The organism is Calothrix sp. NIES-2100, assembly GCF_963875285.1.
Taxonomy (GTDB): Bacteria; Cyanobacteriota; Cyanobacteriia; order Cyanobacteriales; family Nostocaceae; genus Aulosira.
This window is the reverse complement of record NZ_CAWNLA010000001.1, coordinates 5,374,177-5,397,595: the sequence shown is the minus strand read 5'-3', so window position 1 is coordinate 5,397,595 and position 23,419 is coordinate 5,374,177. Positions and strand designations below refer to the sequence as shown.

At 41.2% G+C, this 23,419-nt stretch carries 22 protein-coding genes; 6 read left to right on the top strand and 16 right to left on the bottom strand.

What is annotated here, in order from left to right; all coding sequences use genetic code 11:
• Nucleotides 1-294 precede the first annotated feature (294 nt).
• From AACU32_RS22075 to AACU32_RS22050, 6 genes are all read right to left on the bottom strand, one after another.
• A complete protein-coding gene (locus AACU32_RS22075; protein ID WP_096603262.1) occupies nt 295-2,772 on the bottom strand; it encodes a glycoside hydrolase family 31 protein in 2,478 nt (825 codons plus the stop codon).
• Between the two features lie 70 nt (nt 2,773-2,842).
• Nucleotides 2,843-3,193, bottom strand: coding sequence for a hypothetical protein (locus tag AACU32_RS22070; RefSeq protein ID WP_096603260.1), 351 nt, complete (start codon nt 3,191-3,193; stop codon nt 2,843-2,845).
• A complete protein-coding gene (locus AACU32_RS22065; protein ID WP_096603259.1) occupies nt 3,193-3,552 on the bottom strand; it encodes a hypothetical protein in 360 nt (119 codons plus the stop codon). The genes AACU32_RS22070 and AACU32_RS22065 overlap by 1 nt, the downstream gene beginning before the upstream one ends.
• A gap of 105 nt (nt 3,553-3,657) precedes the next feature.
• Nucleotides 3,658-4,872, bottom strand: a complete 1,215-nt coding sequence (locus tag AACU32_RS22060) for an NRAMP family divalent metal transporter (protein WP_096603257.1) — start codon at nt 4,870-4,872, stop codon at nt 3,658-3,660.
• Between the two features lie 4 nt (nt 4,873-4,876).
• Nucleotides 4,877-5,317, bottom strand: coding sequence for a hypothetical protein (locus tag AACU32_RS22055; protein ID WP_096603255.1), 441 nt, complete (start codon nt 5,315-5,317; stop codon nt 4,877-4,879).
• A gap of 577 nt (nt 5,318-5,894) precedes the next feature.
• Nucleotides 5,895-6,188, bottom strand: a complete 294-nt coding sequence (locus tag AACU32_RS22050) for a hypothetical protein (protein WP_339378165.1) — start codon at nt 6,186-6,188, stop codon at nt 5,895-5,897.
• Nucleotides 6,189-7,077: 889 nt separating this feature from the next.
• Here AACU32_RS22050 and AACU32_RS22045 point away from each other — a divergent pair.
• The 3 genes from AACU32_RS22045 (at nt 7,078) to hpnK (ending at nt 10,718) form a co-directional block, all read left to right on the top strand.
• On the top strand, nt 7,078-7,908 hold the full coding sequence (locus tag AACU32_RS22045; protein WP_096603253.1) for a squalene/phytoene synthase family protein: 831 nt from the start codon (nt 7,078-7,080) through the stop codon (nt 7,906-7,908).
• 300 nt (nt 7,909-8,208) lie between these two features.
• Nucleotides 8,209-9,657 carry a hopanoid biosynthesis associated radical SAM protein HpnJ gene (hpnJ, locus tag AACU32_RS22040; RefSeq protein ID WP_096603252.1) on the top strand — a complete coding sequence of 483 codons (1,449 nt, stop codon included), beginning with the start codon at nt 8,209-8,211 and terminating at the stop codon, nt 9,655-9,657.
• Nucleotides 9,658-9,854: 197 nt separating this feature from the next.
• Nucleotides 9,855-10,718 (top strand): hopanoid biosynthesis-associated protein HpnK, encoded by an 864-nt coding sequence (gene hpnK, locus AACU32_RS22035; protein WP_096603250.1) that lies wholly within the window; start codon nt 9,855-9,857, stop codon nt 10,716-10,718.
• 95 nt (nt 10,719-10,813) lie between these two features.
• Here hpnK and AACU32_RS22030 read toward each other — a convergent pair whose 3' ends face one another.
• Entirely contained in the window at nt 10,814-11,185 is a 372-nt protein-coding gene (locus tag AACU32_RS22030; protein WP_096603248.1) for a DUF2237 family protein, read from the bottom strand.
• 367 nt (nt 11,186-11,552) lie between these two features.
• Here AACU32_RS22030 and AACU32_RS22025 point away from each other — a divergent pair, with 367 nt between their 5' ends.
• The 3 genes from AACU32_RS22025 (at nt 11,553) to AACU32_RS22015 (ending at nt 13,166) form a co-directional block, all read left to right on the top strand.
• Nucleotides 11,553-11,843 (top strand): hypothetical protein, encoded by a 291-nt coding sequence (locus AACU32_RS22025; protein ID WP_096608116.1) that lies wholly within the window; start codon nt 11,553-11,555, stop codon nt 11,841-11,843.
• 374 nt (nt 11,844-12,217) lie between these two features.
• A complete protein-coding gene (locus AACU32_RS22020; protein WP_096603246.1) occupies nt 12,218-12,652 on the top strand; it encodes a DUF6918 family protein in 435 nt (144 codons plus the stop codon).
• Nucleotides 12,653-12,896: 244 nt separating this feature from the next.
• Complete coding sequence (locus AACU32_RS22015; protein WP_096603244.1) at nt 12,897-13,166, top strand: hypothetical protein; 270 nt, start codon at nt 12,897-12,899, stop codon at nt 13,164-13,166.
• A 98-nt stretch (nt 13,167-13,264) separates the two neighbouring features.
• On the opposite strand, the gene AACU32_RS22010 is transcribed toward AACU32_RS22015, so the two are convergent.
• The 9 genes from AACU32_RS22010 to AACU32_RS21970 all read right to left on the bottom strand — a co-directional run bounded on the left by AACU32_RS22010 (nt 13,265) and on the right by AACU32_RS21970 (nt 23,323).
• Nucleotides 13,265-15,298, bottom strand: coding sequence for an FAD-dependent oxidoreductase (locus AACU32_RS22010; protein ID WP_096603243.1), 2,034 nt, complete (start codon nt 15,296-15,298; stop codon nt 13,265-13,267).
• Nucleotides 15,299-15,491: 193 nt separating this feature from the next.
• A complete protein-coding gene (locus AACU32_RS22005) occupies nt 15,492-17,561 on the bottom strand; it encodes a serine/threonine protein kinase (protein ID WP_096603241.1) in 2,070 nt (689 codons plus the stop codon).
• Between the two features lie 66 nt (nt 17,562-17,627).
• Nucleotides 17,628-18,053, bottom strand: coding sequence for a hypothetical protein (locus AACU32_RS22000; RefSeq protein ID WP_096603240.1), 426 nt, complete (start codon nt 18,051-18,053; stop codon nt 17,628-17,630).
• Nucleotides 18,054-18,102: 49 nt separating this feature from the next.
• On the bottom strand, nt 18,103-18,663 hold the full coding sequence (locus AACU32_RS21995) for a hypothetical protein (protein ID WP_096603238.1): 561 nt from the start codon (nt 18,661-18,663) through the stop codon (nt 18,103-18,105).
• Between the two features lie 98 nt (nt 18,664-18,761).
• Complete coding sequence (locus AACU32_RS21990; RefSeq protein WP_096603237.1) at nt 18,762-19,217, bottom strand: hypothetical protein; 456 nt, start codon at nt 19,215-19,217, stop codon at nt 18,762-18,764.
• The gene (locus AACU32_RS21985) at nt 19,214-20,284 is read right to left on the bottom strand and encodes a hypothetical protein (RefSeq protein WP_096603235.1); all 1,071 of its coding nucleotides are present in this window, start codon (nt 20,282-20,284) and stop codon (nt 19,214-19,216) included. Before AACU32_RS21985 ends, AACU32_RS21990 begins: the two co-directional genes overlap by 4 nt.
• Before the next feature lie 140 nt (nt 20,285-20,424).
• On the bottom strand, nt 20,425-20,556 hold the full coding sequence (locus AACU32_RS21980; RefSeq protein ID WP_339378164.1) for a DUF29 family protein: 132 nt from the start codon (nt 20,554-20,556) through the stop codon (nt 20,425-20,427).
• 349 nt (nt 20,557-20,905) lie between these two features.
• Entirely contained in the window at nt 20,906-21,556 is a 651-nt protein-coding gene (locus AACU32_RS21975; RefSeq protein ID WP_339378163.1) for a TetR/AcrR family transcriptional regulator, read from the bottom strand.
• 219 nt (nt 21,557-21,775) lie between these two features.
• Nucleotides 21,776-23,323: a hypothetical protein gene (locus AACU32_RS21970; protein WP_096603232.1), complete on the bottom strand. Its 1,548-nt coding sequence runs from the start codon at nt 23,321-23,323 to the stop codon at nt 21,776-21,778.
• Between the last annotated feature and the right edge of the window lie 96 nt (nt 23,324-23,419).

The following is a 23,419-nucleotide window of genomic DNA, read 5'->3' as shown; positions in this document are numbered from 1 at the left end:
CCGAGCAAATTTCAAGGTTTTTTGAGTCTAGAGGGATATATTCTGGTATTTTATAATACTTATACTTGATTTATAGTTTCATCTATCTATATGCATATTTTATTGGGCATTGGGCATTGGGCATTGGGCATTGGGCATAGCTTCTCCTGCGGAGAGGCTGCGCCAACGCTTAGGGCGCAGCCTCTCCGATAGGAGAAGCTATGCCGTAGGCTTTACGCTTAGCGCGTAGCGTCTCGCAGAGAAATCGAAGTGCCGCCCCTCTGGTGTTTTCAAAAATATATCCTAGTGTAGATTTTAAAATCTCAAGATATATGCGCCGCCATCATCAGTAAAGCGTTGTTCGCCAATGCCGACTACTTCAACAATTATTTCTCTTTTTGGTGGTATCCATTCCCCTACTCTTTTAACAATATCAACGACGGTTTGATTTTCTTGCGTATATACCCTGATTTCTCGTAAAGAGTAGTTTTGATTATGACTATTATTGGTGATACCATCATCTTCAAAAAATAAGTATTGGTTCTCACCAGGCCAAATACGCAAATGCAGTAAGTTTTGTGGAAGTTCATCGACATATTGCTGCACAGGTTGCATGGGGATGATGGCGCCACCACGGACATAAAGTGGCATTCTTTCTAATGGTGCATGGGCCAAAATATGGGTAGGGCCTGTGTATTTTTCTCCAGTCCACCAGTCATACCAAGTACCTGCGGGTAAATAGACAGCGCGGTACTCAACGCCAGGACGGTAAATCGGTGCAGCCATCAGAGAAGCTCCCAGAAATACCTGATCGTAAAGGGTGTAGGTTTGGCGATCGCGCGGATAATGGTAAAATAGTGGTCTTAAAATCGGAGCGCCTGTTTGTGCCGCTTCCCAAAACAGATTGTAGATGTAAGGTAATAGCTGATAGCGCAGGTTAATATATTCCCGACAGATATTTTCTGTGCGATCGCCAAATACCCAAGGTTCATGACGCGCCGTAGACATGGCAGAATGTCCGCGCATCAGTGGGTAAAGCATTCCTACCTGCATCCACCGGGCAAATAACTCCGCAGTGGCGTTACCTGCAAACCCACCAATATCACAACCGACAAACGCCACACCCGAAAGCCCCATGTTACACAGCATGGGTAAGGACATTTCCAAATGCTCCCACAATGAATGGTTATCCCCCATCCACACCGAAGACCAACGCTGCACCCCAGCATAACCAGAACGTGTCAACACAAACGATCGCTCTTTTTGCCGATGGCGCTGCAACCCTTCAGCACAAGCTTTAGCCATCATCAACCCATACAAATTATGCACCTCTAGATGAGTGGAAGAGGACACGGGGACGCGAGGACACGGGGACGCGGAGACATTTTCGCTTTTTGCCTGATCCCCCTCATCCCCCTCATCCCCCCCATCTGTTTCATCCCCGCGTCCCCGCGTCTGTTTGTCCCCCTCATCCCCCCCATCCCCCTGCGGCGCATCCAGAGGAAACCAAATCTTCTCCCCCCCATCCCCAAAGGGGCGAGTATCTATGGCGGGTTCATTCATATCATTCCAGATTCCTGCCACACCAATATCGGTGAGGCTTTTGTGTAAATCACCCCACCATTGACGCACATCAGAACGTAAAAAATCAGGAAAAACAGCCTTTTCCGGCCACACATAGCCGTGAAATAACACGCCATCGGCTTTACGCACAAAATAATCGTTGGCTATTCCTTGATCGAAAACGTGATAATTGGCTTCTGGCTCATACTTCACACCTGGGTCGATAATTGTCACTGTCTTAAAACCAGCTTGAGCCAAATCACTTACCAATTTTGCGGGTTCGGGAAAGCGTTTCGGACTCCAGGTAAACACACGATAACCCCGCATATAGTCAATATCCAGGTGGATGACATCGCAAGGAATGCGGCGCTGACGAAATTCTCGCGCTAGTTCCCGCACCACATCTTCTGATTCGTAACTCCAGCGACATTGATGATAACCTAGCGCCCATTTTGGTGGTAGCGACATTCTCCCAGTTAATTGCGTATATGTACGCAAAATATCCGCTGGTTCGGGTCCATAGATAATGTAATAATCTAACTCTCCGCCGCGAGTTTCCATCTGACAAACACCAGGCTTTTGGGCACCAATATCAAATTGACTCCAAAATGTCGTGTTAAAAAAGATGCCATAACCTACATCTGGACGCAAAGCCATAAAAAATGGAATGGCTTGGTACATTTCATCAGTCAACGCATCGTAATCTAAAGCATCAACTGTCCAGTTAGTTTTCACTTGGCTGAGTTTATCCAGAAAGCCTGTGCGTTCCCCAAAGCCATAAAAATGCTCATCGGCGTAAATTTTCTTCCAGCTAGCAACAGCGCCCCTACGCCAACCAATCCCCATATCAACATCTTCGGCAAAGGGACGATTAGCTTTGTCAAAGCAAACTAGGCGAGAATCTTGCTTTTGCACACACAAGCGAATTTTTTCAGTTGTAATTTCTACCGTCGTTTCAGTATCTTGCACCTCAAAGCGTACTTTTTCCCATTCTGAATCATCCACTGTTACCGCCCAAGAACGGCGGGGCGTAAATTCCCCAGTCGGTGCAAACCTGACTCGAACTAAATTAGAGGAAAGTATGGTAATTTGTAACCGTGAGTTACCACACTCAAAATTAACAGTGCGTTGTTTACCACCGTAGGCATCGCTCCAATTTACAGCTTGTACACCACCGATATTGTTCCAAGGTTGGTTGGTTGTTGGTAATTTCCCAAAATATTGCGGCATGATTAATCTGAGAGGGACAACTGACGGTTGACGGTTGACGGTTGACGGTTGACTGTTGACTGTTGACTAATCAATTCGATGTCTTATCTACATTTTGCGATTCTGGAGATAATGACTTTAATTCTTCTAAACTACAAAGCAAACGCGGTTTGTCAGGGTTAGTCAAATCTAGCTTGTCCCAAGGTACTGTATGACCACCGTGGATTTTATGCGCACCCAGTAAATGCAAAATTCCTAACCCAATTGTCCAGGCGGATAATCTTTCTAAAATTGCAGCGTAGCCAATTAAATATTCCTGAACTAACCATTCTTCACCTTGCTTTTCGGCGCGTACTTCCTCAATGCGTCCGATCGCGTTACCATTGGAGTCTAATACTTGCTTACCAAGTAATAATTCTAAATGAATTTCTCTAGTTGTCATTATCCATCTCCAGGGATACGTTTGATAATGCGATCGCGCAACCATTTTTCGTAGGCTAAAGCGGGTGTGGCTTCGGCTTCTTCATCGACTTCCACATCAATACCAACATCCCGCACCTTTGTCCAAGGAATCCGCAATGGTTCACTTTGCTTCGCACCCCATTTACTCGCAATAGCTGCAACCCAACGTGCTAAACGTGGATTTATCCTATTAGCCAGCGTCGTCACTCCCACTTCTATATAAGCCACTCTCGGTGGTTCTCCTTCTCGCAATTCCATTACAACGCCATCAACCTTACCCATTTTGCGTTGATTGCGATCTACTAATTGATTATCTAAAACATCCCTAATAATATCCATATTCTTGCATTCTTCTTTGCGCCTACCCTGCGGGATCGCGAAGCGCGATTGCGCCTTTGCGTGATAAAAAAATATTTATGCAACAACTCGATTCATCTAAATACTTTATCCTCCAATAAACTCCAAAGGAATTGCCACAATAGCCATCACAAATGCCAGCGCAATTGTAAATATCACCACGCTATTACTAATCCAACCATTACGATACTTGCCCACATATAATTTATCGTTCATTAAAACCAAAAACGGCACTATCACTGGTGGTAAAATAACTGCTGTAATCGCCATTGAAAATAAAGTCAGTTGTAATGGATCGATACCGAATACCATTAGTAACGACGCTAAAAATACAAACACGGTATAAACCAAACTAAACCGCGCTGCATCTTTTGGTTTGAGATTTTCGCCCCAATTCCAACCAAAAGCTTGAGCCACAATATAGGCTGTATCCAGAGTCACCTCCAGCGCAGCACCAAAGCAAGCTATTCCCAACGATGCTGCAAACAAAATAAAACCCCAGTAGCCTAAAGGTTCAGTTAGCATCAACGCTGCTTGTTCATAGCTATCAACTTGGATGCCTTTAGGGTTGAGTGTTAGTGCTGCTACAATTAGCACGCCGAGCGATACAATACTACCAAAGCCCATTCCCAAGCCAGCAACAGCACGATTTACGCCAATATTTCCTTCATCCCACTTATCTTCCACTGCACCAGATGAGTAAAAATAAAATAGGTAAGGGCTAATTAATGCACCTAAAATACTCACTGCAATAAATAAATAATGTGGAGTATCTTCCCTTGAGATTGTAGGCAAAAAACCTCTGCCAATTTCTGTTAATGAAGGATATAATTTAAACGTAGCATAGACAAATACTAAAGTAACTAAACCTAAAGCAGAAATGCCGTTTTCAATTAGACCAAATGTGCCTTTCCATAGTAATAACCAAATAGCAAAAGCTACAGGTAAAGCAAACCATTGGAAGCTAATACCTGTTACTAGTTGTAAGGCTATACAAACACCGCCAATTTCCGCAGCTAAAACCAGAAAATCAACAATAATTTCTGCAAATAAGGGAATGACATAAAAGTTAAAACCAAAGCGTTCCCGCACTGCTGCTGCTAAGGTATGCTTACTAACAGCTGCTAATCGCCCAGACATTTCTACTAAAGAGATGACACAAATTGTTCCTAGGATTATTACCCAAATTAGTTGAAAGCCATAGGTAGATCCAGCTTCTGCTGCTGTAGCGATCGCACCTACATCCAGAAAGCCGCCGATACTGGTAATAATTCCCAGTGCAATTTCCCAAATTTTCTTCATGGCTTTATTCGGGTATGTTTCTGAGTCTGTGGAGAACTCTAGTTTCTGCTTCTAATTCTTTCAGAGATTTTTGCACCTGGTGACGATTTGCTTGGGTAATTGCTCTTGACATTTGTTCTGTTTTATTAGCTAATAATAAAACTTCTGTTAAAAGTACAGATTTATGCTGGGCAACTGCCTTTTGAGATGTTTGGAGTTTGACTATATTGTCTTTTTCTTTGAGAATTTCTTGTTGAGCTTTCTTTAAAGTCGTTTGCGCATATTTTTTCGGTACAGCACCCTGTATCCAAGCATCACCTACCATCTGGGCTGTTGCTGACCAGGAAGAGACATTTTGTATTTCCTTAGTCATATCTTCTGAAGTAGATTTACCGCTACACGATGTTAACCAGGTTATTATTAATAAATAATTACTCAGTAATGCATATTTACCTACTTTTGGCATTTTTCTAAGCCTCGTAGTCTAGATAATATATTTTTGGCATTATCTTTATAGTTATGTACATCTCTCTAGCGAAAGATTTTTAAATCAGAGAATTATTTTGAGCAAAACAATAATAAATATACACACATATGTAGAATCAAGCCAATTTATTTTAAGTTAATTCACTTAATCCTTCAAATTTCTAATTATGATAATTATATTTTGAGCGATCGCATCCCCAAAAAAGTAGATTTATTAGTTCTATCTGTGTGTAGATACGCCAAATATCAATAAAAGTTTATTCTTCAGCAATCAGGCGCCGCCAACAAACTTTTCAAGTTGGTTCTGGGACAAGCCGGAAAGATACGAAGGTAGAGGAAGTCAAGGAGAAATTTAAAAATTTTTCCTTGTACTCTTTTCTTTTTGCTTTTCTCTTACCTTGCTCACAGACTTAAGCTTCTTTTCATCTGTGATCATATCCTCAAGCTTAATTTTCTAGATTAGGTGATTTCCGAGAAAGAAAATACCTGTGTTGGCGAGTTTCGACTTTTGGTGCGTCCGCTACGCGCTAAGCGTAAAGCCTACGGCATAGCTTCGCTTAGGGCGCAGCCTCTCCGACAGGAGAAGCTATGCCGTTGGCGAAGCCTCTCGTAGAGAAGGCTTTACGCTCAACTCTCGACTCTGGAGTTGGTTGAGCAAAGTCGAAACCAACGGCGGCGGTATATTTATTCCTGTAAATCGCCTTAATGTGGCGATCGCATCTAAATATTGATAAAAACTGGTAGAGCAAAGGAAGTAGGCTAGAGAAAGAACAGCTATCAGTTCCATCACAAACTTCTAGACAGAGGAGTAAGTAAATATAACGTAAACTCGGCGTGGTATTGTCATGCATATATCGGCACGAGAAACAGGAAGCACGTTATAGATCAATTTAGATAAATTAGTTGAAACTCAAGCTCAAAATTACCATTGCTGACAACTTTACACAATGTCAGATCCACAAATGAAGCGCATAAAACAGCATAAATTCATCGCTATTCTGACAATTGCTATCTATGCTGTGGACTGAACGCGGGTAAAAATTAAAGCAATAAGTGATTAAATTTTCGGGAACTACTTATTCTCTATTATCGTAATTAATAAGTATCCTCTATAAAATTCATATTGGATTTTTGAAATAAAGTTAGGCTGGGTATTGTCTTGAGCTAAACTTGAGCTTCCAGATTCAGTAATTTTGTCAAAAACTACACTGGATTATTACATGAGGGCGAGGAGTAATATTTGTATTTGTTTACTCTCTTTATTCCCTACCTTCAAGAAGCTGTGCTTGCTTAGACTACAGGCATTAATCGTCGTTTTGAGTTACTATGACCGATTAACAGTAATTTGATTATTTGTCTCTATGGATACAATAACTATGCTACTCTATTCAGCTTCATCCAGACTTCAAGGCATTTACTCCTCGGAAATTAGCTGTTCATTAGTAGGAAAATTTGCAGATAATTGCACAAATATTAGCATAAATATTGATAATTTGCCCGAAAAGATGATGAGAGCCATCCCATCCTATCCTCCGTGCATTTTTGTCACCAAAGCCCTATATACTAGACTAAACTTTGAGCAATGTGAGATTTTTGTTAATTGTGATACCGTAAACTATTAATTGTTAGAGGAAATACTAGCGAAAATAAAGTTCTTAAGATTTAGTAAAAACAGATCCAGTATCATCAAAAAAAACCGAAAACTTCATGTGGTGTGAAAATCAAGAGAGGAGTGAAAACATGGATTTACGTAGAGATGCACTGCAAATCCTGAAGGAAACTAGTCGAACTTTTTACATTCCAATTAGTCTTTTACCGTCAGGGTTACAAGAGGCAGTTGCATCAGCATACTTGTGTATGCGTGCTATTGATGAAATTGAAGATCATCCAGAACTGGATAACCCAACTAAGGCACAGTTGTTACGAACAATCAGCTTAACATTACAAGCGGGGGTTGATGGTTTCGCAGTTGATGCTTTTTCCTTAGGATTTAATGGTTATGAGAATACTTTACCAGAAGTTACCCTAGGAATTAGAGAATGGTCAATATTAGCACCAGAAGCGATCGCCCCCCGAATTTGGGATGCCACCGCCGCAATGGCAGACAGAATGGCGTACTGGGCAGAAAATAACTGGAAAATTCAGACAGAGTCTGATTTGGATCGTTATACATTTGGGGTTGCAGGTGCGGTGGGCTTGTTATTGTCTGATTTATGGGCTTGGTATGATGGCACGGAAACTAACCGGACTCAAGCAATTGGGTTTGGTCGGGGTTTACAAGCAGTTAACATCTTGCGTAACCACAGTGAAGATTTAAAACGGGGGGTAGATTTCTATCCCGAAGGCTGGAGTGCTGCAAATATGCATGAGTATGCACGCCGTAACCTAAAGCTAGCAGATGCTTACACTCAAAGCCTTGCTGCGGGGCCAGCTTTAGATTTTTGCCAAATTCCCCTCACCTTGGCACATGGAACACTTGACGCTTTAGCTAATGGCAAAGAAAAACTCAGTCGGAACGATGTTTTGGCACTCCTCAAGCAGTTTATTGATGTGAACATTAAAGCTAGCTAGTTTATGAAGGCAGAGGGCAGAAGGCAGCACTTCTGTGGGAGACGCTCCGCGTAGCTTGCTTCCCGTAGGGTACGACTTCGCGGTAGTTGAGCGTAGTCGAAACTCAGTGTCCGGGCAGAAGGAAGATAAGGGAAGGGAGACAAGGAAGATGGGTGAGAATAACTAATGACCATTGACCATTGACTCTTGACTCTTGCCCACTTGCCCTGAGCGAAGTCGAAGGGATGCCCCATGCTCCATGCCCAATTACCCTTAACCATTGACAATTGACAATTGACTATTGACTAAGGAGAAATATCAATGAAGAAAACTTTGTTCCTCAGTCCTCCTTCCTTTGATGGCTTTGACGGTGGTGCTGGTTCAAGATACCAAGCTAAGCGCGAAATTACTTCCTTTTGGTATCCCACATGGCTAGCGCAACCTGCTGCACTTGTGCCAGGTAGCAGGCTGGTGGATGCTCCACCACATAATCAAACTGTGGAAGATGTGCTGAAAATTGCTAAGGATTACGAATTGGTAATCATGCACACCAGTACACCCTCACTCGCTAATGACGTGAAGTGTGCCCAAGCTATTAAAGCGCAAAATCCAGACGTACAGATTGGCTTTGTAGGGGCGCATGTGGCAGTCTTACCCGAGGAGACGCTGCGGGGTAATCCAGTAATCGACTTTGTTTGTCGTAACGAATTTGACTATACCTGTAAGGAACTAGCTCAAGGCATACCTTGGGAAAATATTCAGGGTCTGAGCTATCGTGACCAGTTCTCTAACGTGCGTCACAATGAGGAGCGCCCCTTAATTCACGATTGGGATGCTATGCCCAGCGTCCTCCCTACCTATGCCCGTGACTTAGATATTAATAAATATTTCATCGGCTACTTACTGCATCCCTACATTTCCTTTTACACTGGGCGCGGTTGTCCGGCAAAATGTACTTTTTGCCTTTGGCCGCAGACAATTGGCGGTCACTTATATCGGCATAAAACCCCAGAAGTTGTCGGGCGGGAGATGGAAGAAGCCAAAGCCATTTTCGGCGACAAAGTGCGGGAATATATGTTTGATGACGATACCTTTACCATAGACAAACATCGCGCGATCGCAATTAGCGAACATATGAAGCGGCTCAAACTCACTTGGAGTTGTAACGCCCGTGCCAATTTAGACTACGACACCCTCAAAACCCTGCGCGACAACGGCCTGCGGTTGCTGCTTGTTGGTTTTGAATCTGGTAACCAAGACATTCTCAACCGGATTAAGAAAGGCATCAAGCTAGAAGTGGCGCGGGAATTTATGAAAAACTGCCATAAACTCGGCATCACCGTTCACGGAACATTCATTATTGGTCTACCAATTGAAACTCAAGAAACCGTAGAAGAGACAATTCGCTTTGCCTGTGAACTCAGTCCCCATACAATTCAAGTTTCCATTGCTGCACCATACCCAGGTACAGAACTTTACGAACAAGCTAAGGAAAACGGCTGGTTTACCAATCAATCTCTAGTAGCTAACTCTGGTATTCAAACCTCAACACTGCAATATCCCACCCTTTCCAGTGAGGAAATTGAAGATGCAGTTGAGCGGATGTACCGGAAATTTTACTTCCGTCCCAAGGCAATCATCCCCATTGTCAAAGAAATGCTCGCAGACCGACAGATGATGGTACGCCGCCTGCGAGAAGGCGGGGAGTTTTTCTCCTACCTCAAAGAACGCCGCAATCAGCAAACTGCTGCACACGCAGCGGGGAACTAGGGCAGAGGGGGATGAGGGGGATGAGGGGACAAGGGAGACAAGGAGGACAAGGAGGACAAGAAATTTTAGATTTTAGATTTGCGATTTTGGATTCCAATGTAAAATCCAAAATCCAAAATCCAAAATTGTTTCCAATGCCCAATGCCCCATGCCCAATGCCCCATGCCCCATGCCCAATGACAAATGACAATTGACAAATGACAATTGACAAACCCCGCTTTGCCATTATTAATGGTGATGACTTTGGCTTTTCTGCTGGTGTCAATCAAGCAATTATCCAAGCTTATGAACAGGGTGTGCTAACTAGTACCAGTTTGATGGTAACTGGAGATGCTGCCGAAGAAGCGATCGCCTTATCACGTACTCATCCCAATTTGGCAGTTGGTCTGCATTTAGTACTGGTGTGCGGTCGGGCTGTTTTGCCTCCCTCCCAAATTCCCCATTTGGTAGACTCACTCGGTAACTTTTCTGATAGTCCTCTGGTAGCTGGCTTACGTTATCAATTTCATCCCGCTGCCCGTGAGGAATTGCGGCAAGAAATCCGCGCCCAGTTGGAAAAATTCCGTGCATCCGGGCTGCCCCTTTCTCATGTTGATGGGCATTTACATTTACATGCCCATCCCGTAATATTACGGTTATTGGGAGAATTAGCTCAAGAATTTAAAATCCGAGTCATCCGTCTGCCATCTGAAGAATTGAAAATCAGCCTAAAACTTGACCGTCGAGAGCTACTCACTAAGTTAGTCTGGTCAGGAGTATTTGGCGGACTGCGCCGTTATGGTGAAAGTTTACTCAACGCTCACGGTATAAAATACGCCGAGCGCGTATATGGATTGCTGCAAACTGGAAATATGACTGAAGAATACTTACTAGGACTGATCCCGCAAATTCAGGCAGACCTAGTAGAAATATATTCTCATCCCGCAGTTATTAACTCAGGCGAACCACTGAACGGGCCATCAGGCTCAGGTGCAGCAGAATTTTCTGCCCTTTTAAGTCAGCAGGTGCGCCAGAGTTTAACAAACAACGGTTTTGAATTAACAAACTATCACAGGATTTAATGGGCATTGGGCATTGGACAACAGTCAACACTCAACAGTCAACAGTCAACAGTTAATTGTCTCCCTTGTCTCCCTTGTCCCCTCTGCTCCCTTCCTTATTTTCCCGGTAATGCGTGTTTTTTCAAATCCTCTAAATTACAGGCTTCCAAAGCTCTAGCATGGGTTGCTGTCAGGACGACTGGGGGAGCAACACCAGCTTCTAGCGCTTCTTGCCAACGAGCCGCACATAAACACCAGCAATCGCCCGCTTTCAATCCAGGAAAATTATATTCCGGGACAGCTGTGCTGAGGTCATTTCCTCGCAATTTAGTAAATTCCAGAAATTCTGCTGTCACTTGGGCACAAACAACGTGCATTCCAAAATCCTGACCTCCTGTATTGCAAGTGCCATCGCGGTAATAACCAGTCATCGGAGAAGTACAACAAATCTCCAGGTTTGTGCCTAGTACGTTTTTCGCTTCTGCCATAAACACCTCGCCTTAAGTCAGTTTATCTGTTATTTCTGTTATTAAAGTAATACCAATTTGAAAGGCAATGGGTTGTGCGCATGGTGAAGAAAACTCCCCACACTCCCTTGTCCCCCTCATTCCCTTTCCAATTCTCAGTTCCTAATTTCAAAATTAGAAGTTCTCTTCTACACACTACATGTATAAGCAATCGACATTCTGGAAAGATGTAGACTTTGCCAAGCAAGGAATTAAATGGATATCTCTCAAGGCTTATGTCTAAAGGCATAGGCGATTTTGTACTTATTAAATACGTAATTACACTGTAGCCATAATCTGTAACATCCGTGTAATCTGTAGCGCATATCTTTTCATGATCTCAGCCGTTGTGAAATCTATTCTTCAGACCTACCTAGAACAAGAAATCTGGATACTAATAAGAGATAAGTGGTATTTCGCCACAGTCATCGGAGTTTGGGATGATTTGTTGTGGTTTAAGCACAGAACTTACAACAAAGAGACAGAGGAGGATACTCTGTGGGAAATGATTGTCAAAATCAGTGAAGTAATTGCCATTGATAAAGTTAAGTCTGTGGTCAGTAGAAAACCAGACGTATTTATTTCAAGACTACTGGAAACTGAAACAGGCACAGGTCATCACCAAGAACCTGAAAAGTAAATAGCTCAATCATAATACTCCCTGCGATCGCGAGCCAAAATACCTTCACTTTAGAAGAGTAGGGCTGTTCAAAAGTTGGCGAAGTATTGATCAAGCCGTTAATTTTTACTCAATAACGCCAGAGAAGGCAGTGCGGTTACTTACCGCTTGCCTTCTTGCTTTTCATGCTTCCCTTTGTAAGGATAAGGTGTAATATTAAATACTTTACATTTACTTCATATATATGAATTTTCGACAGCATACCCAGAAATTGTTTAAAATTTCTGGGTGCGCTTGGTAAGCTTTCAGACTTCCTGCGCTATTTTGTAATTTCCTGTTCGTTGACAAAATTGGTTGAATGGAAATTAAGTACTTTGACAATAAGGAGGATTGAAATGGGACTGAGCGACGAACTATTGAATTCAAACAAAAAGGACATGTTGGTGGATGACTGTTGCACGATGCTCGAAGCACAGGTTGCATCCAAGTCAGGAATCAGCGGTATAGCCTTGAAAACAGCCTTCGCTGCATTGAAAGGAGTGAAGCCAGGATACATCCCTTACGTCGTCGAGCAGCTTCTACCCCAGTGCTTTACAGCCATCGATCCGATTTGGAATGAAGGTAAAGAGAAAGGCGATCCAGTAGAACACCTGATTACAAGTCGCGATCGCACTGCTGATGCACTACTGAGCGTCACCGATGAGCGGGTCAAAAACACCAAGCGCCAAATCGTTAAAGGAACATACGAAAAATTTCGCGGCTCAGCCAAGCAACATGTGGAGGAAGCTGTGCCAGATTTAGCAAAAGTAATCAGTAAATACACTAACTAATAAGTACATGGGAAGCGAGCAATAGGCAACAGAACAGTTGCCTATTCTCAATCAGAAATACTATGTCTTGCTGATATCTGCTTTTAACCTATTTCACCTAATACCCCACCCTTTGTGCGGTGGGGTACTTCGTTTTTACATTACCATGACTATCATTTGCTAAACATGTAAAACCATTCTGGAATGTGTATCTTCTAGAGCGTATATATATTTAGTTAAAAGCTAATTCTATAATTGCACTTCTATGAAATCTCTTACCCCAGAATTAATTCGAGCTATAACCCCCCTATTTATGGCTGGTATCGGAGCTATAATTGGTGTTGCTGTTTTAGTTTCGCCAAAAATTACTGATGCCAAATGGTCTGCTGGTCTTGGCCTTGCAGGAACGGCAATTGCGGGGGCTGCTGGACTGGCTCAAAGTAGCAAAAGTGAACCAGACTTTTCAGTTAAACAAAAAGGGGATACTTTGCAAGTAGACACCCCAGCAAATCAGCATAATGACCAAAATAAATAATGATAAATCTACATTATTTAATATGTGAATTTTGTTCTATCGATTTCAATATTCCCTTTTTTCAAAGTCCGCCTATGCGGACTTTGTCATTTTATTAGCTAGCGCCAATCCTCCCAATTTTGGTTAAAAATCGAAGTATCTGGAAAGGCAGTAGGATTGCCATTTTCCTTTAAAAGACGTTTGAGTGCTTCTAATTGCGGTTCTGGTTTGGGTAAGTCATCGACTAATTGATAGGGTGCGATCGCATTTTTCAATGCAAAAGCTGCAACAGTTCCCGCCGCCGCACCCGCAGACCATTCAAAGGAGTGTACTCGATAAGCCGCCGCAGCAATATGACTAGTCGCAATACTTTTACCACCGACGATTAAATTGTCAATTTTTTGGGGAATCATTGCTCTGAGCGCAATTTGGAAGGGATAAGCTTGGCCAGCGCCGCGCCTTTCACCAGCACGTTCTGTATTACCAGGTGTTTCTGGAGGACTTTGTGTCATGCAGGGATGGAAGTCAATGGCGTAGTGACCGATACCTACAGAGTCAGGGAAGATAGTTGAGCGAGTCCGCCGCATTGCTTTATCTGGTGAAACTTGCCCTGTAATTACCGATGTTGCTTCTAAACCTGCGAGTGCTGCTCTTAACTGCTTATACATATCTGCGGGCAGAGTTTTGCGGTAATATTCATCATTATAGTCACGGCGAGAAATATCTATTTCCCAGATACCAAAGCCAGAGGATTGTCCCCAACTGGGGCGACCAATAATCCGCCGTCCTTCCCGCATATAAGGATATTTCGATAAGCCATGCACAGTCCCCATTGGGGAATCTAACCCTGATAACAAGCGGTGATTTGGTTGCGGCTGCTTCACACCATCCCCTAATTGAGAATCTGTAGTTCCAGCAACTAGCCAATAGTAATAGGAAAGAGCATTTTCTTCAGCTTTGCGCAGGGTATCTGTTCTGAGTCCTCCCATCCAGCCATGAGGCTGCAACTGTCCAGTACTTTGCAACTGTTGGCGAGTGTAAATGAGATTATCCGCAGCAGTTCCAGGACGGTAGTCATTACCCCAAGTCCAGTTTTGCATGGAGATATCCCCAGGCGTAGAAGCAGTAAAATTGACACCGCCGAATTTTGCGGGTTGTCCTTTTTTAGGACTCCAAATGCGACGGTAGGTAAAAACTAAGTCAAAGTTTGCCAACCGTTGTAATTCATAGCTGAAATATGGGGCGTATTGGGGATAATATTGAGGCATTGTCTGGGGTTGTGCGTCTTTGGTAGCCTCCATTGCAAAAGTGTAGGTAAAACCTTGCGGACAATAGGGGTCGTTTTGGGGGCTAGAAGCAGAAGGTTCTAGGTAGGAACGAGCATCAATACCTAATTGGTAGGGAACATCAGCCAAAGCAATGATTTCCCCAGTTTCACTGGCATCTACAACATACCAATTTGCTGCGGTTTTTGGATTTTGCTTAGGTACAAAACGGATAATATTTTTGGTAAAGCGTGATGAGTTACCGTAGGTATAAGCATCTTCAATGGTTTGAGATAAAGGATAAGTATTAAGAGGTAATGCACCTTTTGCTGGTTGATGTTGAATAGCGATCGCACTATTAATTATTTTTCCATCAGCACTAATTTCTAAATCCTTTATCACCGTGTTGGCGAACCATTGCAGTTTACCTTTCCCCCTTTTTTCGGCATCTTTGAGCATCTGAGCCAAAATGCTATGAGCATCATGGGGGAGAAAACACGAATCACTTACCCAACAGTTGCCAGGGTTGAGCTTACCATACTTGCGCTCAATGCGGTTGCGTAATTCCAGATAACCTCGAGAATAGAATTGACGCGCCCGCTGGGTAGGTCGTTCGTCTAACGCAGAGGTTCCTTGTGCAGAAATTTGTCCCCCTAGCCAGTCAGTAATTTCCGTTAAACAAACAGTTCGTCCAGCTAGCAAGCCTTCATAAGCTGTGGCTGCACCAGAGAGTCCACCACCCACCACTAAAATCTCGCAACTTACAGTTTGATCTGGGGTTCTCGGTGGTGCGGCTATTATAGCAGAATAAGGTGCTAGCAAAGCAGATATTAAGCTGAAACTGATGAGCGACTTCTGTCCACCAGCTACTTTTCGTCTACACTTCATTTTGGAGAATCCCTTCAAATCCAATATCACCTGTAGACGGTAGCACTTGATAAATGTTTAGCCAAGTATTTTCCTTAACACCCATGCTTGGGCGATGCTTTCGGTAACGTCTTCTGGTGCGTCTGCTACGCGAACGGCGATCGCACCCACATCCAAGCTATGAAAATCCGGGACGCAGCAAGCTTCTAGTTGATTAGTATCGACGATCTTTTAGCAGGCGAGAAATTGCATTCTGATACAGTTCTATTTCTGATTTATGTGGATTTCGCTTACGCTCAAGTTGAATAAGCCGTTCGCAAGCGTCGCGATCGCCATAGAGAAGTTGTAAAAATTCGTTTCTGTGCGCATCCAATTCCCTAGAGTTAGCTTGCTGATTAATCACAGATGAACTCTGCGATTTTGAATTTTTCTCCGGTGAAGCTTGCTGATTAATAACAGATGAAGTCTGCGCTGTATTCAATTTCCCTTGTGTGAGAGATTTAAAACTATGCTGAACAATTACTTTAATAACAGGTAGTCCAGTAACAGTTATTGCTGATATTACCCAAAAATTAGAGAAGCCCAGCATTAAACCTACGCCTAAACTAATCCCCAAAGCGGGTATTAAGCGCGATAAAATAATTGAATCTCTATATGTAACATCATTCCTGCAGCAATTCTCAGCAGTTGTAATAGCAGTCCCAATCGTAGTTACACCGCCAACGATTACAACTGTAGAAAACACCAATAATTTTATGTATAATGTCCAAAATTCAAGATTGCTGGAATTAAAAAACACAACCCAAGATATACCAGCAAAAAATCCCAGAAAAGCCCCAATGAAAATTCCCCATCCACCTCCAATCTCAGAATATTCTTTAAATTGCCTAGCACCCAGCAAAGAATTAAGAACAATTCCCAAAAACCATCCCAGTCCACCTCCTATTAAAAATCCACCTATAATACCACAAATAGGTAGAAATAAAAGACCCAAGATATCTTTAGCTACAGCCGGAATTATCACTGCCAATAAATTGCCAAATGATCCATTAAGTTTCCACAATCCCACTAGAGTTACAAAGGCAGTAATCAGAGTTAGTAAAAAAGTCCCATAAGGAAGTGGTTTAATCTTTATTGGTGCTGGAGCAGTGTATACTTTTAAATCAATTTGATAAGGTTTCTGTCTAGCATTAGTCTGTAAAAGAAGTCGGCGTTGATAGAGACTATCTGCTTTTAATTTACTTGTATTTACAATAATTTTGCATTGAACTTGATTTTTTTTGAAGTGTTGGTGAGTAATTGTAATCCAATCATGACTATCTGGGGTGTGGGGTGGATCTTGATGATGGGGAGCAACTTGTAAATGTCCTTCTAAAATAGTCTCTGGAATAGAATTTTCGATGGTGATTATCTGCGTTAGTTTTTCTCCAAGTCTATTTGCTATAAATTCAAGTACAGATTGACTGAGTTTAACTTCTGGCGATCGCACTAGAGAAGAAATAGATACTAGAGCCTTTAAAGCCTCTTCTGCATTGGGAAAACGCTGTTTTGGATCGGGTTTTACCATCTGTTTGAGCCAGCGAATAAACTCTACACTAAACTCTGACATCCGATGCTCAAACTGGAAGCTATTACTGCTTAAGTCAATCAAATTGCCGATTTCTATTGATTTTATCCCTACGATCAAACAAATTAGCGTTGCACCTAGTCCATAGAGATCCGAAGCTTTAGTTAATGGTAAGTTGTGCAACTGTTCCGGTGGCATAAAACCAAAGGTTCCAGCTGCAAAACTACTAAGATTAACTGAACCTTCTCCAATTTTAGAAAAGCCAAAATCGACTAAATAAATATTACTTTTTTCATCAATTAAGATATTTTCAGGTTTAATATCGCGGTGAATTACAGGAGGATTGAGATTTTGCAAATACACCAAAATCTCTAAAATTTTTCTAGCGATATCTTTAATTTGCTCTGAGGTAAAACTCCGCTGTAAAGATAAAGGTTGAGCATCTTTGTATTCTTGAACTAGGCAAATTCCATCCTCGGAATCAAAATGAGTCAAATAGCGCGGAATTCCAGAGTTTTCTAATCTTTGCAGCGTCTCAATTTCTTGTTGAATTATTTTATAATCTTCCCAGGTGCTATTTTTGAGAAATTGGAATTGTTTAATCGCAACGAGTTGGCGATCGTTAATCTTAACAGCTTTGTAAGTAATTCTGCCACCATAGATATTTTGTCCCAACTGTTCAATAATTTCATAGCCGTGGGCAGTAAAGTCAGACATAACTCTTAATTTTATTTTTTGTAACTAAAAAAGGAAAATTTTTAAATATTCTTCATTTACTAGACTTTAATCTGTCGATTTACTAACCATTTCTCGAAATTCATCTAATGTAATATTAACAAAATGATTAGATTCAAAACTTAAATATCTTTTTAGATAAAAGGAATTATAGCCAAAAGCAGATCTCAGCAATCGCGCCTTTAAATTTATTTTTTCTTTGATTAAGCTTTCACTCAAGATATGAATTACGTCAGATACAGCTATCTTTTTTTCATGCTCAGTTATATTGGAATCACGGTATGATTCAGATAATGATTCCAACAGTTGACGAATTAACTGAATTTCGTCTATTTCTGGAACAGCAGTAGCTCCTGCTGCACCGCTTGGTGATTTAGGTTTTGGTTGATTAGCGACAAATTCCAGATCTAGACCAGATGGTCTTATCGAGCCGAGCAAGGCATTATATAAGTAGATGAAGTAAATAGTGTTCATATATTTAATAAAACCACATTCCTTGAAGAGTTAATACTGATTTGTTGGATCATATTTTACTTGGTACAAATTGCTGAACTGGCATAGTTATAGGAGAAATTTCATAATTTACAAGTTCTGGCTTACTATCTTTCACTAACCAAACAAATGTCTCTCGAACACTTGCTTTAGAAAAGGTTGTTATGTAACGAGTTAGGATATATTTCTCAGAGTCTTTATCAGTAGGCTGTCCCCACCAATCGGTCAATTGAGAGGATTTTTGAGTTCCTAGATTTAGAGTCAAATTTTGACAAAAACTCGTTACTTGTGACTTGCTTTGATTTTTCTTAAGTATTTCACTGGCTTGGTCAAAAATATCTTGACACTGCCCTTGATTTAGTTGTGTATGAAGCTTTTTAACTGCTTCCTCAGTGACTTTTTTATTATTCTCTAAATCCGCCCAGTGGTAGTTAATAATATTTTGATAATCAATTGGGTCTCTACCCAAAGAAAAACCTAAACCACCAACTCTCATCACAACTCCCCCACCAAAGAACATTGAGCCAAAAAAAGTCAAAATTACCAAATTTCCTAAACAACCAAGGCAACTACCAGCATCTGTCTTAGGCATACATACTCCCTAGTAAGTACCTACACATCAGGATTTAGTTATTTCTCTTGATTTTTTAAATCATTGGGGTGATATAGATAAATAAAATATTCATGCATCTATTTGTTTAAACCATAAATTAGACTTTTTACCTCATAAATGAAAAATGATAAAAACACTAAACTGCTAAATCCGGTTAAAATCCCTCCAGTCCACCAATCTCCCCAAGGATATGTTTTAATATTCAAAAATCTTTGTGCGGGGTTGTTTGCAAAAGTTTTAATTTCATTAATACTGAAATTTGCCCAACTCTCTAAATAAATTTCTCCTCTTGATGTATACAGATGGACATAAGGTAATGCGTCACCACCGGGTATTATCTCTTCGACTGTTTTCAAATCGCTAATCGGAAAATCCTTTGATACCGATCGCCAAAAATTTTTCTCCACCAATTGACAGCTATCTTGAGCGCGATCGCATCTAAGAACAGCACGATCTCCGCAAGATAAATATATGAAACCTAGTCCAAAGAATAAGGCGATCGCAAACACAGACCCATCTGATGCTTGTTTCATCGCTCGCCTCCAGTCATTTGTTGATAACGTCGGGAATGCTCTAAAACTTCAGCGGCCAATCGCTCATACTCTATTCTTGCAGCTTCATCTCCTTGTTTTACTAGGGGATCGAGTTTATCTATTTGAGCCATGAGGTTTTTTATAGATAGCAACTCTGTTGCTGCAAAGGGTGAGATTTGCAAGCTACCTGTTGCGACTGCTAAGAATCTTTGTTGTTCTTGCGAAACTTTATTTTGTTCTATTGCTTCTACCTTCTCACCCATTGGATGAGGATAGAGAAACAGGTAATCGAAGTCGCTTCCTATTAGTGGATTGTCTCTTACGGTGCTGGGAAGCTTGAAAAACGGGGAATTTTGAGTTGGCACTATCACAGGCTGACTTGCATTTGCCATCAATGCCCAGATGTTCAGAAGCTCCTCAGATTGCTCGTTAATATTGATATATGCCCGTCCAATAGTCACAACACCTCCTGTGAGAGTTTCTTTGAGCCAAGTAGATGCAGATTTGGTACTCACAAAAAACGGTCGAGGCATTAAATGAAATTGTCCCGCTACAAAAATTCCGCGATCGCTAGGATAATCAGAAAAATGATTTAGAATCGCTTCTGCCATATGCTTATCTCTAGTAGCACCATCGCTATTAATGTCAACCGCAACAATTTTCATCCCCGATACACGAGCGGTTTCGAGCATCTTTACATAAGGTCTTTGAAAGGCAAGATTAGCGTTTTTTGCTTCAGAAAATTCTGCTATTCGTGAAAAGTCTCCTGTTTGCAAAAAATCATCGATTGTTCTCTGTTCATCTGCGTATACTTCAACGAAAAGAACTTTTGCTCCATGTGCTGCTGCAACTTCAATCAATTCTGAGTGCATATATCGACCTTCATAGTTATGAAATTCACCCAGACAAACCAGTTGATTTTCTTGAACTAGCCTCTCCATAGTTTGTAAAGGTGTCTGGCCATATCGAGTTATAAATTCCTGTACACTGCGAATCATTTCTGCTGAATTGTCATATCCACGTTGGCGCAAAAGACGTTCGGCTATTTGATGATTTGGTTGTTGCATCGTTTTGCTTTTTTTAGTATGAACGTTCGTACATAAAATGGTAATCAAGAGCATCTTGTGTAGTCTGCTACAACTTCGGTTAATTTCCCCTTTAATAGAGATAGTCCGACTTTGGCGCAGTAGAAATTATCAATCTTTAACTAATCAGGTAAAAATTCGGGATTGAGAACATCAGTTTGCTCGAAAGGGCATTTTTCAGGGAACGTAGTTCGAGGCAAACCTGTTTCAGCAACAGCTAAATCGATCGCATCGGCGTAACACTCATCAAACACCTCCGTAAAATAAGTTTTTAAGCATCCTTGTGTTACCCATGTCTTTTAATTCTTCGATGAGATTGTTGAGATCCACCTCAGTAACTTTGCCGACGGATAATTAATTTAGGGTTGTTTCTATCCAGAGATAGTAATCTTGGTCATAGAGAGTTGAGGTACTGGGCAATTGAGTAGACATAGGTTTTCTCCAATCCCATCAGATAAAAACTTATACCTGTTTATTTGGCGATCGCACTCAATCCCGACTTTTGGAAAAAAATCTGATTTAATGCTCTACATCACCCAATAGTTGCCTAAGAAGGTAATTACTCTAGATTATAAGTCTAAGAATAAACGTTCGTTCTTTTTTTTACGAAAATTTACTGAAATCTGTAACTGATTTGCTAAATATAATCCCCAAACACACTTGCAATATCTGCTCTGTTTGCTCTGAAATACTGATTTCGCCGAAGGTATTTTGGTCAAGTATGGCTCTATAGATTGCGCCCATAATCATGTGATATAAGGCGGAATCCGTGATTTGGCGTACAGGATAGGTGGCGCGGAGTTGTTGAATAATATTTGGTAACAAAGGATAAATTACGGAGCGATTTACACCTTGATAGTCATATTGTCCAGTGAGCATTCTTTCCTCATGCGCCCGAATGCTACGGAATACGCATTCCTGGCGATGGGTTAGTCCCCACTGAATAAAAGCTTGTAGAACTGCGATAATTTGTGCAAGAGGGTCAGATGTTGCTGATTGGTAGGCTGTGAGGATAATTTTCTCTATCTGTGCCAGAATCCTGGTTGTGAGAGCATTGACAACCTCTTCTTTACTTTTAAAGTGGTTATAAAGACTAGCTTTTGACTTAAACCCTGCCGCCTTACGAATATCCTCGATTGAAGTACCTTCATAACCTTTTTGGGTGAATAGCTGGAGGGCAACTTTCAGGATCGCCTCTCGACTGTCCCTATCACCTCTAGAAGGTAGTTTATCTTTAGGAGTTGTAGCTATCACTAGATGATCAATATCCCAAACGTTCGGTCATTCACAATGTAATAGACATAGTTTAGCTTTTGCAAGTCAGCTAATCACGGGAAAATCCCACAATCAAACATGAAAATTTATCCCGCCCCTATTTTCAAGCTAGACACTAATGTGATAAATCACACAACGAGGACATAAAAATCATAATTTTCACTTCTACCTCATCTCCCTCATCCCCCTAACCCCTCCTTAATATCCAGCAACATAATATATATAGTCAAGTTGTTTCATCGCTTGCAAAACTTTATAAGTTGAGCGCAACATAAACAAAGCAGCAGCAGTGACTAAACCAATCACAGCACAATCTGGACTAATAACATGCGCCAAGATGTAACCCAAAGTCAAATTTAGTATCAAAGCAGGGATAATACTTTTAACTACCATAGCTGCTTGATTCAAACTAAACAACAATATCGCATTCAATAACCCGATGACAAAAAACAAATAACCTAAGCAGCCAAACAAAGACTGTAAATTTATCTGTGTACTCCAACTTGCTGGTTTTAAAAATCCAAATGTGCCAGCCATACATAGTCCAAAAAATATCACAGTTAACGCAACAGTTAACCAGTAGCGATAAAACAATTTTCGATAAAATTTAGTCAGGTTTTCACCATTCAGATTTTTTGACTTTCCAAACCAGTAACTAATAAATCGATAACTTAAATATTCAACTAGTGGCACCAGCAACAGAAAATTCACTAGGGCTAAATCCATCGCCCGTTGATAATCAGCATTAATCGCAAAAACTAGCCCAGAAGCAGGATTTACAGCCCAACCTGCCACCATGCGATCGCCAAAAATAAAACTAAAATAAGCTATGCCGTAAAAGAAATAAGGAGCTAATAAGTATACCAGGGCACTCAAGCGAGGTAAGGGAACTTTCGCGCCACTACTTTGACCTGTTTTCTTATCTTTACCAAATCCAAATCCAACTAAGCAGCTTACTACTAATAAAGTGGCAAACATACTAATGATTTGGGCTGTCAGTGCATCTATATTCACCCAAACTCTTAAAAACACAAACAGTATGCTTAAACCCAACATAATTATTGGTGTACACCAGCGTAATTGAATCGCCACGGCCGCTAACAGCATCCAGAGTAAACTCAGCACTAGATAATACAAAGCAGCCAGAATCAAATATTCATCAGCAAACTGACCTTGATAAAAACCAAACCATAGCCCAAATAAACCCAAGATAATACTAGTAGCCGCACCTAAATAAATAATTGGGAAACAAACTCTTCTAGCTTGCATTGGCTCACCCAACTTCAGATAAAACTCTCCCCTTCGGCTAATCATTTGTACAAATCCCCCACTAATAGTGAGACTTGCCATAGTTGCCAAAGTGATCAGTGATGCAAGTTCCGGTGGTAATAGTTGAGATTGATTATCTATCTGGACAGACTCTAACAGCAATATCAGCAGCAACGGTAGAGCAAAAACAAAACTTTGTGAGAATTGCTCAACGAATATTTGAATCTCCTTAATAATATTCCGCAAAGTATTTTTTCGCGGTGATATTGATTTCGATGCTGGCGAGAAATTGTGATGCTCGTAAACATACTTAGCCAGAGATAAAGCATCTGGAAACCCAAATTCCTGGCGAATAAATCTATCGGTATAACCTAATGATTCTATAATTGCCGTTATTTGCCAAAAATCAGCAGGTTCCGCAGTAATTTCTTCAATAGCGCTAACTAGCTCTAATATTTTTTGCTCTTGTGAAATCATAATTTTATGTAATTTTATGTGTATGCCAAATTTAAAAGCCTTTTACTCTTTGCAACCCACAGTTTATATATCCTGCGGGTAGCCGCTTTTTTAATA